The sequence below is a fragment of the Microbacterium sp. GXF6406 genome, assembly GCF_054798215.1.
This window is the reverse complement of record NZ_JBSJZH010000008.1, coordinates 75,687-89,502: the sequence shown is the minus strand read 5'-3', so window position 1 is coordinate 89,502 and position 13,816 is coordinate 75,687. Positions and strand designations below refer to the sequence as shown.

Below are 13,816 nucleotides of genomic sequence, written 5' to 3'. Positions count from 1 at the left end.
TCACACCGCCCGGATTCGGGGATTGATGAGGACGTACAGGAGGTCGACGATGATGTTGATGATCACGAAGGCCAGTGCGACGGCGAGCGTCACACCCTGCACGAGGTTGGGTTCGTTGTTGGTCACGCCGTTGAGGATCAGCGTTCCCATGCCCGGGATCGCGAAGATGATCTCGATGACCACCGCGCCGCCGATGAGGTAGCCGATGCGCAGACCGAGAACCGTGACGGGCGTGATGAGGGCGTTGCGCAGCACGTTGCGTCCGACGACGACGACGCGCGGGATGCCGGCACCGAGGGCCGTGCGCACGTAGTCCTTGTCGAGCTCCTCGACCATCGAGGTGCGCACGACGCGGGAGAGCTGTCCGATGACCGGAACGGCCAGGGCGAGCGCGGGAAGCGTCATGCGGGCTACCCAGCCGGACGGGTCCGACCAGAAGTCGGGCAGGGGCCCGGATGCCGGGAGCACGCCGAGCCCGAGGGTGAACGCCTGGATCAGCAGGATCGCGAGCCAGAACGACGGGGTGGACAGGGCGGCGACGCCGAAGAGGCGGATCACCTGGTCGGGCCAGCGGTCACGGTACACAGCGGCGAGGACACCGATGAGGAATGCGGCGATGACGGCGATGAACAGGCCGAAGAAGGTCAACGACAGTGTGACCGGGAATGCCCGGCCGACTTCGTCGATGACCGGAAGGCTGCGGGCGGAGTAGGTGCCGAGGTTTCCCTGCACCATGCCCAGCAGGAAGTTGATGTAGCGGACGAACAGGGGAAGGTTCAGTCCGTTGGCTTCGCGGTAGGCCTCGAGGGCTTCAGCCGAGGCGGTCTCGCCGAGCGCGTTGCGCGCCGGGTCGACGGGTGAGAAGGACATCACGAAGAAGACCAGGAATGTGATGCCGAGGATCATCAGCGGCAGCTGCAGGAGCCGTGTGCCGATGAGGCGGAGCGTGTTGGACACGAGCCGATCCTTCCGGGGTCTGGGGGGAAAAGGTGCGGGGGTGCGCCAGGACGCACCCCCGCTGATGCCGCAGTATTCGGGTTACTTGGCGGCGACGCCGACGCCGAGGAACGACAGTCCGGTGGTCGGGACCGGCTTGAAGCCGATCAGTTCCTCCGGGTTCCAGGCGGTGGGCAGCTGACGGTGGAACAGCGGGTAGAGGCTGATCTGCTCGGAGAGGAGGTCGAATGCCTGACCCCACGTCTCCGCCTGCTCGGCGCCTTCCTGCTGTGCACCGGCGGTGATGAGAGCGTCGAGCTCGGCGAACTCAGGGGTGCTGGCCCACTGCGTGCGCGTCTCGGTCCAGACGCCCGGTGCGAACCACCAGTTCATGAGGAGGTCGGGGTCGTTTCCGAAGACCGAGGGGTCACCGGGAGCGAAGGCGACGGTGTAGTTGCCCGAGTCGACGCGCTCGTACATGGCGGCGGACTGGAGGATCTCCAGGTTGACCGTGATGCCGACGGCGTCGAGCGACTCCTTGATCAGCGGTGCGATCTCCTTGACCCAGCCGGTGTCGGTGGTCAGGACGTCGATCTTGAGGTCGCTGACGCCGGCCTCTTCGAGGAGCGACTTCGCCTTCTCGGCGTCGTAGCTGTAGACCGTCGAGGCCTCCTGGTAGTCCGGGTGGGTCTCCGGCAGGAACGAGGTCGTGGCCTCGGCGTTGCCGAGCATGCCGGTCTCGATGACCTTGTCGGTGTCGAGCGCGTACATGACCGCCTGACGGACGCGGACGTCGTCGAAGGGAGCGGCCTGCGTGTTGAACATCGAGAAGAGCAGACCGAAGGACTGCACGCTCTCGACCTCGACGCCCGGCGTGTTGGCCAGGGTGTCGACGTCGATGTAGGGGACGTCCTCCATGGCCTGGATGGTGCCGGTCGACATCGCGGTGACGCGAGCCGATGCATCGGCGAGGAGGTTCCAGTTCATGCCTGCGGCGAGGGCCGGACGCGGACCGTTGTAGTCCTCGTAGCGCTCGAACACGACCTTGTCCTCGGGGGTGGCCGAGACGAGCGAGTACGGGCCGGTGCCGACGGGGTTCGCGCCGAATGCCTCGGCGTCAGCCTCGACGAGGGCCTTCGGGACGATCTTGACGATGCCGAGGCGGTCCTCGGTCAGCGAGAACGGGAAGTCCGTCGTGATCTGGATCGTGTCCTCATCGACGGCCGTGACCGTGTCGATGAAGTCGATGTAGCTGGTGAACAGCGAGTTGTTCGCCGGGTCGAGAACGCGCTCGTAGCTGAAGATGACGTCTTCGACGGTGACGGGGTCGCCGTTCTGGAACGTCGCGCCTTCGCGCAGGTCGATCTCGTAGGTCGTGTCATCGACCTTCGTGGGGAAGTCCGCCGCGAGAGCCGGGTAGAGCTCGCGCGTGGCGGGGTCGAGGTCGATGAGACCCTCGAAGATGTGCCAGTTGGCGGCGACCGTGACGGCGCCGGAGGCGATCATCGGGTCGAAGCTGCCGCTGAGCGCGTACGAGATACCCGCTTCGATGACGGCATCCGGGTCGATCTCGCCGCTTGCAGCGTTGCCGTTGTCGGTCGTGGCTCCTGCGCCGCAACCGGCCAGAACGATCGCAGCGGCCGCTGTGCCGGCGATCGCGAGGGCAAATCGACCCCCGCGCCTGGGGGTGATGTTTCGATTCATGTGAACTCCTGTGTGGTGGGAGGTGACATCTTGAGGACATCTGATGTCTGATGTACTTTAAACACATGTCGGTTCGAAACACAAGAGTGAGAAGATCGGCACATCTCCACGCCAGCCACGAGAGGGTGCATCCATGAGCTCCACCACGAGTCGTGCGTCACGCATGCGACGTTCCACGACCGCGAGTCAGATCAAGCAGCTCATCCTCTCGCGCAACCTCGCCCCCGGAGACCCGCTGCCCACCGAGGCCGAGCTTTGCGAGACCCTCGACGTCTCCCGCTCCTCGGTCCGCGAGGCGATCCGCACGCTCTCCACCCTCGACATCGTCACCGTGCGCCACGGCCACGGCACCTTCGTCGGCGAGATGTCGCTCGCGCCCATGGTCGAGACGCTCGTCTTCCGCGGCGTCATCAACCCCGAGGGCTCCCTCGACGCTCTCCGCGAGGTCGTCGAAGTCCGCCTCGCGCTCGACCTCTCCATGGCGGAGCGCGTGGTCGAGGCATCCCGCGGCGCCGACTACAGCGAACTCGACGAGATGGTCGAAGCCATGGTCGACAAGGCCTCGCGAGGCGCGCGCTTCCTCGAAGAGGACCGCCACTTCCACACCGCACTGTTCGAGGCCACCGGCAACCACCTCGCAGGCCAGCTCGTCGGCGCCTTCTGGGACGTCCACACGGCAGTCCTCCCCCAGCTCGACATCGACCAGCCCGACGACATCCACCACACCGCGAAGGCGCACGGCGACATGATCGCCGCCGCCCGAGCCGGCGACGTGGAGGCCTACCGCCAGGCCGTCATCGAGCACTACCGACCGCTGCAGCGGGTCCTCGCCGAGAGCCGCTGACCGCCTCGGGGATCGGGGTGCCATACGGTGGCATCATGGCTGCGAATTCGATCACCGATGCCCTGGTCCTCATCACCGGTGCCGCACGCGGCATGGGCGATCTCTACGCTCGCCGTGCCGTCTCCGCCGGCGCCCGCGCCGTCGCCCTCTGGGACATCGATGAGGATGCCGCGAAAGCCCTCGCCGCGGACCTCTCCCGCTCCGGCGTCGGCGTGCGCGCCTACCGCGTCGACATCTCGCGCCACGAGGAGATCGTCGCCGGCCTCGAGCGTGTGCGCACCGACTTCGGCTCACCCGACATCCTGATCAACAACGCCGGCATCGTGCGCGGCGCCCCCTTCTGGGAGCACGACCCCGTGCGCGATATCGAGGGCACCATGCGCGTCAACACGCTGGCCGCGATGTGGCTGACCCGCGAAGTGCTGCCCGATATGATCGCCGACGCCTCCCGCCCCAAGCGCATCCTGAACATCGCCTCCGCCGCCGGAACCCTCGCCAACCCCAATATGAGCGTGTACGCGGCATCCAAGTGGGCCATGATCGGCTGGAGCGAATCCATGCGCCTGGAGCTCGCCGCCCACGACTACCGGCACATCTCCGTGACGACCTTCTGCCCGAGCTACATCTCCACCGGCATGTTCGAGGGCGCCCGCGGCCCGCTGCTGACCCCGATCATGACCCCGCGCCGCGCGACGAAGGCGGCCTGGAACGGGATGCTGCGCGGAACACCCATGGTGCTGCGACCCTGGACGGTGAAGCTGTCGATGGCGCTGCGCGGCATCCTGCCCACGCGCGCCTGGGACGTCGTCGCCGACCGCGTCTTCCACGTGTACTCCTCGATGGATGAGTTCACCGGACGCCAGTAGTCTTGCTTCCCTGAACTCTCCGCCCCTGAGGAGGACGCATGTCCGTTGGTCTGCTCGCCGTCGTCGACGACATCCTCAGCGCAGCGCTGAAGGCCTCCGCGAAATCCGCCGGCGTCGTGATCGACGACGCCGCCGTCACCCCGCAATACGTGCAGGGCATCTCCCCCGCCCGAGAGCTGCCGGTCGTGGGCAAGATCACACTCGGATCACTCGTCAACAAGTTCGTCATCATCATCCCGATCGCGCTGCTGCTGACCGCCTTCGCCCCCTGGGTGCTGCCGTTCCTGCTGATCATCGGCGGAACCTACCTCTGCTTCGAGGGCGCCGAGAAGGTGCTCGAGTGGTTCGGCCTGCACCACGGGCATGAGGAGGGCGGCGCGCGCAACGAGAACAAGCTCGTCTTCGGCGCGATCCGCACCGATCTGATCCTGTCGACCGAGATCATGCTCATCTCGCTGTCGAACCTCGACAAGGGGCTCAGCATGGGCCAGACGCTCGCCGTGCTCGCCGTCATCGCCCTGCTCATGACCTTCATCGTCTACGGCGCCGTCGCGCTGCTCGTGAAGATCGACGACATCGGCCTGAAGATGGCGAAGAACGAATCGAAGCGGGTCAGGCACACCGGCGCCCGGATCGTTCGCTCGATGCCCGCGGTGTTCCGTGTGATCAGCGTCGTCGGCACCGTCGCGATGCTCTGGGTCGGAGGGCACCTGCTGCTCGCGAACCTCGGCGAGGTCGGGCTGGTGCTCTTCAGCGACATGCTGCACGGCGTCCACGATGCGCTGGCCCCCGCCGGCGCCGTCATCGCCTGGATCGGCGAGACGATCGTCTCCGCGATCGCCGGGCTCGCGGTCGGGCTCGTCGTGGTCGGTGTCGTGCTGCTCATCGGACGGATGATCGGCAAGCGCCCGAGCTTCACCGAGGGCGGCGAGTCCCCCGCGAAGGTCGCGGCCCACTGAGCCGACGCGGCGGAGCCCACGGGCTGCAGGAGTAGCATTGCCCGTGAACACACACGTGCTCCGGGGTCGGTGAAATTCCGAACCGGCGGTCATAGTCCGCGACCCGAGGCCCTCACGGGCCGAGGTTGAACCGGTGGAACTCCGGTACCGACAGTCACAGTCTGGATGGGAGAAGCACGAGTGACCCGTGCGCGGCGACGCGCATGGCGTCCTCTTCCCTCGGCAGCTACGACCGAGAGGAGAGAACTTGGAATTCCTGCGTTTCATCGTCGACGCCTTCAATTCGCACTGGGTGCTCCCGGGCGGGCAGAGCCTGCTGATCCGCGAGGTGGTCGGCAACGTCTTCGGCCTGCTGAGCGCGCTCGGCGGCATGCGCCGGAAGGTGTGGGCGTGGCCGGTGGGCATCATCGGCAACCTTCTGCTGTTGACGGTGTTCCTCGGCACGATCCTGAACCCCGATCATTCGCTGCCGAACCTGCTCGGCCAGGCGGGGCGTCAGGTGATGTTCATCGCTGTCGCTGTTTACGGCTGGCGGCGGTGGCGTCAGGCGCGCGATGACAGCGGGCAGGTGAGTCCGCGGTGGGCGCCGAACGGTGCCCGGATCGGCCTGGTCGTCGTGCTGGTGGCGGGGACGGTCGCCCTCACTCCCCTGTTCCGAGTGCTCGGCTCATACGAGCCGGTGTGGGCGGATGCTTGGACCTTCGTCGGTTCGCTGCTGGCGACGTACGGCATGGCGAAGGGCTGGACGGAGTTCTGGCTGATCTGGATCGCGGTCGATGTCGTCGGCGTGCCGCTGCTGTTCAGCGCCGGCTACTACGCGACCGGTTTCATGTACGTCTTCTACGGCGTGTTCACGGCGATCGGTTTCGTCGTGTGGTGGCGGGCGCAGGCGGGCACCAAGCCGACGATCGACACGATCATGCCGGATCCTCGGATTTCTTCGTCAGACGAACGATGAGTCGGATGCCGCGGCTGCGCGCCGCGGCATCCGACTCATCAGGCGACCGCTGTCTCAGGCTGCGACAACCGGTTCAGCCGCGTCCGCTTCGATGACGGCGGCGGTTGATTTTGCGCGTCGGATCGCGGGGCCGGCGAACCAGAGGGCGAGACCGGCGATCACCCAGATGGAGAGGGTGAGCGCGGCCGCTCCCCCACCCGCCCCGCCGAAGTAGGCGAGCGAGCGCACGAGGGTTCCGGCTGCTCCCGGGGGAAGGAGCTGTCCGATCAGGCCGACGCCGGCCGGCAGCCACTGGGCACCGGTGGAGATGCCGGCGAACGGGTTGCCGACGAACATCATGAGCATGGCGGCGATCGTGAAGCCCTTGCCGCCGAAGCATTCGAAGAGTCCGGCGAGGGGCAGGGCGAGGGCGGCGATGCCGAGGGCGACGCCGGCGGCGACGGGCACGATGGCGCTGGTGGCGATGCTGCCGAACATGAGGGCGAGGACGCCGGCGACGATGAGTCCGCCGACGGCGGAGAAGCCGAGCAGGCCGCTGAGGATCCAGCCGCGACGGCCGGGGAGCAGTGAGCGGAAGGCGACGGCGGGGACGATGCCGCCGAAGACGAGCGGGAAGGCGAGGCCGCCGATGCCGACGCCGCTGGGGTCGGCATCGGGCAGCGGCACGACGTCGGTGACCTGGGCCTCGACGCCGAGGTTCGCGGCGATCGCCGTTCCGGTGGCGGAGATCGTGGCCGAGACTGCGGTCGATCCGGCGCTGGCGGTCAGCACCTGCATCCCAGAGGCGTCGATGACGAAGCCGCCGGTGACCTCGCGCTCCTCGATGGCCCGGGCGAGGTCGTCGGCCGAGTCGTAGGAGGCGAGATCGAAGGCGTCGGGGGCTTCGGCTGTGAGGGTCTGCTCGATGGTGTCGGTCGTCTGCTGCTCGGCGACGATGCCGAGCGCGACGTCGCGGGCGCCGGAGTGCAGCGACGGGAGGATGAACAGCGACAGCAGTCCGATGAGGATGGCCGAGAGCCCGATGATGAGCCCGCCCCAGAGGAAGCCGGGGTGGAGGCGGGGTTTCGGTGCGCTCGTGTCGGACATCGCGTGGACCCTTCACAGTGGAGGACTTTCCTCCACTTACTATGCGGATGATTTTCCTCCGGTTTAAGATGGTTGTCAACCCGAGACGAGGAGAACGCGTGCGAGCAGATGCCCTGCGGCGACGAGAGACGATCGTGACGACGGCCCGCAAGCTGTTCGCCGAACACGGCGACGGGCTCGCCCTCGAGACGATCGCCGCGCACAGCGGTGTCGGCATCGCGACCCTCTACCGAAACTTCCCCTCCCGGGAGGAACTCGCCCACGCCGTAGCCATCGACATCGTCGACGAGATCTGCCGAGCGGTGGATGCTGCGCACGATGCCCGCGCGGCCGATGCCGCCACAGCCTGGTCCGCCCTGGTGCACGCCCTCGTCGAGATGGACCTCGGCGCCCTCACAGATGCCGTCGGGTCATCGCAGGGCGATGCGGCAGAGTTGCGCACGATTCAGAGCCGTGCCGTCAGCGCACTCGACGGGTTGCTCTCCGACCTGCACACGGCCGGCATCGTTCACGATCGGGTCGATGCGCTCGGCACGATCGTCGCCGTTGCGACCGTCACCCGCCCGCAGCCCGACGCGATCCGCCGCGCCGCGCCGTCCGTGCAGAAGAACCTCGTCGACGCCTTCCTCGCCTGGAGCCGCCCCGCGTGCTGAACCGGCGCCGACAGGCCCGCAGACGGGCGAGAATGGTCAGTGATGTTCGACAGTCCGCTCTCCGCCTCCGCCTACGAGGTGCTCGGCGTCGACCCCTCCGCCACCGATGACGAGATCAAGCGAGCCTTCCGCCTGCGCCTGCGTCAGACGCATCCGGATGCCGGGGGCGATGCCGCCGACTTCATCCGCGTGCAACGAGCGTGGGAGCTCGTCGGAACCGCCGAGGCGCGTGCCGTGTACGACCGCGGGCACGGGTTCGGCGCAGCATCCGATGAACCCGCCTGGGATGGCTGGCAGCCGCCCCGACCGCCGGCAGATACCCGGCCGCGGGCCCGCTCCTACGGCCATCCGGGAGGATGGCGACGCGAGCGCTATCTGACGCTGATGCGAGAGTGGGCCGGCCACGGCGTCGAGCTCGCCGATCCCTATGACCCGGCGCTCGTGCGCTCGGCGCCCCGCGAGGTGCGGCGCCTGCTCGCCGACGCTCTCGCCGAAGAGTCCACCGCCCGCACGATCTCCGACCTCGGCATGGGATTCACCGTCTGGCACGACGTCGCCGCCGGTACCGGCGGACGGGCCAACGACCCCGCGAAGATCGACCACGTCGTGCTGAGCCCCTCGGGCCTGTACGGCGTCATGTCGGAGGACTTCGACGAGGTCGTGCGCTTCCGGCGCGGCGAGATCATCGGCAAGGCGGTCGACGCCTCCCCCGTCTCCGACCTGCTCTCCCGCATGCGCGTCATCGCGAAAGCGGCACGGGTGAAGTTCGGCGGGGCGATCGTCGTGCTCCCCGATGACGACCTCGATCAGGCCATCACCGAACTCGGTCGTGTGAAGGGCCTGCCCGTCGTCGTGGTGCGCCGCAGCGCCCTGTCGACCGTGCTGCGCCGGGGAGTTCCGGGCGCGCGCGACATCGGCGGTAATGAGCTCTTCGACGTGCGCACGCGCCTGCAGCAGACCGTGCGGTTCGTGTGAGGGCTTCGACCGGTCGCATCCTCAAGCGCATCGAGACGCGCGCCACGGATACCGGGTTCTCCCTCGACGAGCGCCAGATCGAGCTCGTGCGCGCTCTCGCGCACGCCGTGCGCACCGATACGAGCCTGTTCGTGCACGGCCCCGCCGGACGCGGCAAGTCGTGGGTCACGAATGCGTTCTTCGACGCGGTTCCGACGTCGCGCAAGACCCGGGTGCACTTCCACGGCTTCCTCGCGGAGCTGCATCGCAGCATCCATCGGCGGCGCACCGCGCCGGACCGCGACGAGAACGAGGATGCCGTCGCCCAGGCAATCGCGGATGCCGTCGGCGATTCCCGCCTGCTGTTCTTCGACGAGTTCCATGTGCACGACGCCGGCGACGCGCGCCTTCTGACTCTCCTTCTCGCACACGTCTTCTCACGCGGCGTCTCGGTCATCATCACCTCGAACTATGCTCCCTCCGACCTCCTGCCCGATCCGCTCTGGCACCACCTGTTCGAGAACGGCATCGCCCTGATCACCGAGAACATGGCGACGTTCGAACTCGCGGGCGCCACCGACTACCGCGGGGTGGCGCGGACTGCGCCGCGCGGCTTCGCCTCCGGCGCGTGGACGACGATCGAGCCGACGGAGGCCCCGGCCGCCGACGCCACGGAGACCTCCATCGTCAACGGGCGCGATTTCGCCGTGCGCGCGATCCGCGACGACGCCCTGTGGGTCACGTTCGCGCAGCTCTGCGAAACCCCGACGGCCACGATCGAATACCTGGAGTGGGCGCAGCGGCATCCGCGCTGGGTCATCACCGACCTGCCCGTCTTCGCCGATGCCGACCCGCAGGCCCAGCAGCGCTTCATCAACGTCGTCGACGTGCTCGCCGACCTCGAGGTGCCGACGACGTTCGTGTCGCAGCATCCGCTCGACGAGTTCCTCGCCGGCACGAACCGGCGCCCCGACGCGTTCCGTATGGTGAGCCGGCTGCAGCTCGTCCGGCGGTGACGCCGGCCGGCTCGGCCCCTCCCCTGCCCCGACACTTGTCTGCCGAAATGACGGATGTCGGGCCATTCGGCCGATCTGCACCGACATCTGTCTTCTGGACTGACAGGTGTCGGGGCCTCCGGGGCCCGGACCCCGCGGGATAGCATCGAAGGGTGACTGAACACATCGAAGACGTCTCGATCGGCGGCGAGATGATCCGCCTCGGCCAGTTCCTGAAGTTCTCGGGGCTGCTCGATTCCGGCGGTGACGCCAAGGAGGTCATCATCGATGGCTTCGTGTCGGTCAACGGCGAGGACGAGCGCCGCCGGGGTCGCCAGCTGCACGACGGCGACGTCGTCGCGTTCGAGGGCCGCAGCGCCCGCGTGAAGCCGTGACCGGCCGCTGGCGCGCGGCCGGCGCGTTGTTCGGCGCCCTGGCCCTTATCGCCGTCACCGGATGCTCCGCAGAACCCGCCGTGACGCCCACGGGCGATGTGACCGAGGTCACGGTGACCGTGCAGGGCATGCACTTCATCCCCGATGTCATCGAGGTGCCCGCCGGCGACGAGCTCGTCATCACGTTCGAGAACACCGGCACCGACATGCATGATCTCGTGCTCGCGACGGGTCTCGAGACCGGGCATCTCGCTCCGGGCGAGAGCCATGTGATGGAGGTCGGTGTCATATCCGCCGACATCGACGGCTGGTGCTCGGTCGGCAACCACCGCGCCATGGGCATGGAGCTCACGGTTCAGGTCATCGAGTAGGCACAGGCCCGCGCGCCGGAGTGCTTCATCGAGAAGCCGACCGGACGCACGAGCAGGCTCGGGTCAGTTGAAGTCCCCGCCCGGGGCCATGTCGGCGAAGCGCGAGTAGTGGCCCTGGAACGCGACCTGGATGGTCGCGGTCGGACCGTTACGGTGCTTGGCGACGATGAGGTCGGCCTCGCCCGGGCGCACGTCCTTGTCGTAGACGGAATCGCGGTGCAGCAGGATGACCATGTCGGCGTCCTGCTCGATCGAGCCGGACTCTCGCAGGTCGCTCACCTGGGGCTTCTTGTCGGTGCGCTGCTCCGAACCACGGTTCAGCTGGCTGAGCGCGATCACGGGCACCTGGAGCTCCTTTGCGAGCAGCTTCAGGGCACGGGAGAACTCCGAGACCTCCTGCTGACGCGACTCGACGCGCTTACCGCTCGTCATGAGCTGCAGGTAGTCGATGATGACCATCTTGAGGCCGACGCGCTGCTTGAGTCGACGGCACTTGGCGCGGATCTCGACGAGCGTCATGTTCGGGCTGTCGTCGATGTAGAGCGGAGCGTCGTTAATGCGGCCGCGCGTGGATGCGACCGTGGTCCAGTCGCGCGGGTCGAGGGTTCCCTTGCGCATGTTCTGCAGGGGGATGGCGCCCTCGGCGCTCAGCAGACGCATGGCGATCTCGCTGCGACCCATTTCAAGCGAGAAGAACACCGACGGCATGTTGTTGCCGATCGAGGCCGCACGCGCGAAGTCGAGGGCGAGCGTCGAGTTGTGGGTGGGCACCATCGAGGTGCCGGCGAGATACAGGTGATCGACGTTGTCGACCTGAACGCAGCGAACAGGAACGCTGTCGATCGGACGAATCGCCTTGACGAAGCGGCGGCCGATGCGCACCTCGTTGACCGGCCGCTCGGCGGCGTGCAGCGCACGCTTGCGCTCAAGGCGGAAAACATCATCAACCGTCGAGAAGTTCAGGATGTAGCAGGTCGACGACTCTTCGGTGCGACCCGCGACCCGCTTGGTCGTACGTCCGCACTTGTAGCCGAGGCTGACGATGAGTTCGTACACCGAATCGGCGAGGCGCTTGCTGGTCACCGCGAACTGGCAGGAGCCGACACCGCGCACAACGGTGCCATCGGTGTCCATGAGGCCGGCGAGCAGGGCACGCCGCTGAGCGACGGATGCCCGCAGATAGTCGGCCGGGATGTGCTTGTCGCCGAGTACGCCGGCGCTGCGCAGAAGCGCCGTGAACGAACCATGGCCGCGGTGGCAGCTCGCGCAGCGCTGCGCCTCACCGGAGAACGCCTCACCGCATTCGGGGCAGGTCAGTCGCTCGGGATGAGCGCCCTTGTTCTTCGGGCCGCAGGTACGCCCGCATGTGCGCACGTGCGGGTGGCGGGCGATGAACTCCGCACCGCAGACCTCGCAGTCACGGATGAGCACCGTGCGTGCGGGCAGCTTGACGGCGTAGAGCATTCCGCCGCGCGACTCGACCCGCAGGCCCTCCTGCGCGATGTACGACGGGATCTCATCAGTCTCACTCGTCAGGCGTGCACCATCGGAGTGCCCGTCGCCGAGCCACGCACCCAGCGCATAGGGCGGGACCGGCAGCTGTGCGTCGGCCGTCCGCAGCGCACCGGCGTTGCGAATCGAGTGGTTGGCACGCTCGTCAGAGCCGACGGTGAGCGTCGCGAGCATCTGCTCGGTGGTGACCGTGACGGACCCGCCGGCCGCTGATCGGCGCGTGGCCCGCGTCTCGGTCACCCACTGGTGCTCGGCATCCGCGATGATCGTCGTGCCATCCGAGAACTCGATCTCGTAGCAGGGGCGACCCGTCATGACCTCGGTTGCGGCCACCACGCGGGTCGGTCGACCGTCTGCATCGAAGAGCTCGTCACCGACCGCGACCTCACCCATCGTGGTCCAGCCGGTCGGCGTCGCCAGGGGGGTGTCGAGCGCGAGCGCCTTACCCATAGCAGGTCGCGCTGCGACGACGATCATCTGACCGCCGTGGAGGCCGTTGGTGAGCTCGTCGAGCTCCTTGAAGCCGGTCGGCACACCCGTCATCGATCCGTCGCGACCGCTGGCGGCCTCGATCTCCTCGAGGGCCGCGTCGACGGCGATCGTCAGGGGCACGTAGTCTTCGACGGCGTCATTGCCGGTGATCGCGTAGATCTCGGCCTGGGCGTTGTTGACGAGGTCGGTGGCGTCGCCCTGGCCGTCGTAGCCGATCTGGACGATGCGGGTTCCGGCGTCGACGAGGCGGCGCAGGATCGCCCGCTCGGAGACGATGCCGGCGTAGTAGCCGGCATTCGCCGCGGTCGGCACGATCGAGGTGAGCGTGTGCAGATAGTCGGCACCGCCCGCACGCCCGAGCTCGCCCGTCTTGATGAGCTCGTCGGTGACGGCGACGACATCGGTGGGCTCTCCGTGCGAGTAGAGCGACAGGATCGCCTCGAAGATGAGCTCGTGCTTGGGGATGTAGAAGTCCGCGCCCTTGAGCGACTCGATCACATCGGCGACGGCATCCTTCGACAGGAGCATGCCCCCCAGGGCACTCTGCTCGGCGAGGAGGTCATGCGGCGGAGTCCGCTCGGGCTTGCGCTGACCGCCGAGGCGTTCCTCTGAGATGTCGGCAATCGACACGGTGCTCCTTCCGGTGCAATGAATGCTGATCCGGCACGGGGATGCCCTTCCCTGTGCCGTGCGATGGTGACGTTCTTCGCGGTTGCGCCCAGCAAACCACGCACCACAGACATCGCGTCGCTCTCTCACGCTACGAGCGGGTCCCCACCCCCGCAAACCAGCCTGTGGATAACTCTGTGGAGAGGGTGCGGAAAACCATGGAGTGTCTGTGTAGAACAGGTGTGGATAACCCTGTGGCATCAGAAAATTAGTGATGCAGATATCGACCATGACCTCGGCTTTTGATTTTTCACACCCTGTGGATGGCTAACGACTTCAATGTGAGATTGAAGGTTTGCCCACCTGTGGGTAACGCGGCTGACCTGGGGAGAAGTCAAGTCTTGACTTTTGGGGTCGCTTCCCGTTTGATGCTCGCCCGCACGGTCAAAAAAGGAGGGCTCAGCACACAGAAAGCCCCCCGC

At 67.3% G+C, this 13,816-nt stretch carries 13 protein-coding genes and 1 riboswitch; of the genes, 9 read left to right on the top strand and 4 right to left on the bottom strand.

Annotated elements, in window-relative coordinates; genetic code table 11:
- On the bottom strand, window positions 1–957 hold the full coding sequence (locus ACWAUG_RS06785; protein ID WP_460801932.1) for an ABC transporter permease: 957 nt from the start codon (window positions 955–957) through the stop codon (window positions 1–3).
- Between the two features lie 81 nt (window positions 958–1,038).
- Window positions 1,039–2,640 carry an ABC transporter substrate-binding protein gene (locus ACWAUG_RS06780; protein WP_460801931.1) on the bottom strand — a complete coding sequence of 534 codons (1,602 nt, stop codon included), beginning with the start codon at window positions 2,638–2,640 and terminating at the stop codon, window positions 1,039–1,041.
- A 133-nt stretch (window positions 2,641–2,773) separates the two neighbouring features.
- On the opposite strand from ACWAUG_RS06780, the gene ACWAUG_RS06775 reads away from it, so the two are divergent.
- The 4 genes from ACWAUG_RS06775 to pnuC all read left to right on the top strand — a co-directional run bounded on the left by ACWAUG_RS06775 (window position 2,774) and on the right by pnuC (window position 6,267).
- Window positions 2,774–3,484, top strand: coding sequence for a FadR/GntR family transcriptional regulator (locus ACWAUG_RS06775; protein ID WP_460801930.1), 711 nt, complete (start codon window positions 2,774–2,776; stop codon window positions 3,482–3,484).
- Between the two features lie 35 nt (window positions 3,485–3,519).
- Window positions 3,520–4,350, top strand: coding sequence for an SDR family NAD(P)-dependent oxidoreductase (locus ACWAUG_RS06770; protein ID WP_460801929.1), 831 nt, complete (start codon window positions 3,520–3,522; stop codon window positions 4,348–4,350).
- 38 nt (window positions 4,351–4,388) lie between these two features.
- Window positions 4,389–5,309 (top strand): DUF808 family protein, encoded by a 921-nt coding sequence (locus ACWAUG_RS06765; RefSeq protein ID WP_460801928.1) that lies wholly within the window; start codon window positions 4,389–4,391, stop codon window positions 5,307–5,309.
- A gap of 52 nt (window positions 5,310–5,361) precedes the next feature.
- A riboswitch (FMN riboswitch) is annotated at window positions 5,362–5,490 on the top strand.
- 66 nt (window positions 5,491–5,556) lie between these two features.
- Window positions 5,557–6,267, top strand: a complete 711-nt coding sequence (pnuC, locus tag ACWAUG_RS06760; protein WP_460801927.1) for a nicotinamide riboside transporter PnuC — start codon at window positions 5,557–5,559, stop codon at window positions 6,265–6,267.
- Between the two features lie 54 nt (window positions 6,268–6,321).
- Here pnuC and ACWAUG_RS06755 read toward each other — a convergent pair whose 3' ends face one another.
- Window positions 6,322–7,353: a hypothetical protein gene (locus ACWAUG_RS06755; protein WP_460801926.1), complete on the bottom strand. Its 1,032-nt coding sequence runs from the start codon at window positions 7,351–7,353 to the stop codon at window positions 6,322–6,324.
- A gap of 98 nt (window positions 7,354–7,451) precedes the next feature.
- On the opposite strand from ACWAUG_RS06755, the gene ACWAUG_RS06750 reads away from it, so the two are divergent.
- From ACWAUG_RS06750 to ACWAUG_RS06730, 5 genes are all read left to right on the top strand, one after another.
- The gene (locus ACWAUG_RS06750) at window positions 7,452–8,006 is read left to right on the top strand and encodes a TetR/AcrR family transcriptional regulator (protein ID WP_460801925.1); all 555 of its coding nucleotides are present in this window, start codon (window positions 7,452–7,454) and stop codon (window positions 8,004–8,006) included.
- Window positions 8,007–8,048: 42 nt separating this feature from the next.
- Window positions 8,049–8,981, top strand: coding sequence for a J domain-containing protein (locus ACWAUG_RS06745; RefSeq protein ID WP_298040346.1), 933 nt, complete (start codon window positions 8,049–8,051; stop codon window positions 8,979–8,981).
- Window positions 8,978–9,976: a cell division protein ZapE gene (zapE, locus tag ACWAUG_RS06740; protein WP_460801924.1), complete on the top strand. Its 999-nt coding sequence runs from the start codon at window positions 8,978–8,980 to the stop codon at window positions 9,974–9,976. The genes ACWAUG_RS06745 and zapE overlap by 4 nt, the downstream gene beginning before the upstream one ends.
- A 152-nt stretch (window positions 9,977–10,128) precedes the next feature.
- A complete protein-coding gene (locus tag ACWAUG_RS06735) occupies window positions 10,129–10,350 on the top strand; it encodes an RNA-binding S4 domain-containing protein (RefSeq protein ID WP_298040344.1) in 222 nt (73 codons plus the stop codon).
- Window positions 10,347–10,721: a cupredoxin domain-containing protein gene (locus tag ACWAUG_RS06730; RefSeq protein WP_460801923.1), complete on the top strand. Its 375-nt coding sequence runs from the start codon at window positions 10,347–10,349 to the stop codon at window positions 10,719–10,721. Before ACWAUG_RS06735 ends, ACWAUG_RS06730 begins: the two co-directional genes overlap by 4 nt.
- A gap of 63 nt (window positions 10,722–10,784) precedes the next feature.
- Here the strand turns inward: ACWAUG_RS06730 and dnaB are convergent, their stop codons facing one another.
- Window positions 10,785–13,595 (bottom strand): replicative DNA helicase, encoded by a 2,811-nt coding sequence (gene dnaB / locus ACWAUG_RS06725; protein ID WP_460801922.1) that lies wholly within the window; start codon window positions 13,593–13,595, stop codon window positions 10,785–10,787.
- Between the last annotated feature and the right edge of the window lie 221 nt (window positions 13,596–13,816).

Bases quoted from the DNA above. Each gene is read 5' to 3' on its own strand.
- ACWAUG_RS06780 (WP_460801931.1), bottom strand. From the start codon at position 2,640: ATGAATCGAAACATCACCCCCAGGCGCGGGGGTCGATTTGCCCTCGCG.
- ACWAUG_RS06775 (WP_460801930.1), top strand. From the start codon at position 2,774: ATGAGCTCCACCACGAGTCGTGCGTCACGCATGCGACGTTCCACGACC.
- ACWAUG_RS06770 (WP_460801929.1), top strand. From the start codon at position 3,520: ATGGCTGCGAATTCGATCACCGATGCCCTGGTCCTCATCACCGGTGCC.
- ACWAUG_RS06765 (WP_460801928.1), top strand. From the start codon at position 4,389: ATGTCCGTTGGTCTGCTCGCCGTCGTCGACGACATCCTCAGCGCAGCG.
- ACWAUG_RS06755 (WP_460801926.1), bottom strand. From the start codon at position 7,353: ATGTCCGACACGAGCGCACCGAAACCCCGCCTCCACCCCGGCTTCCTC.
- ACWAUG_RS06745 (WP_298040346.1), top strand. From the start codon at position 8,049: ATGTTCGACAGTCCGCTCTCCGCCTCCGCCTACGAGGTGCTCGGCGTC.
- dnaB (WP_460801922.1), bottom strand. From the start codon at position 13,595: ATGCCACAGGGTTATCCACACCTGTTCTACACAGACACTCCATGGTTT.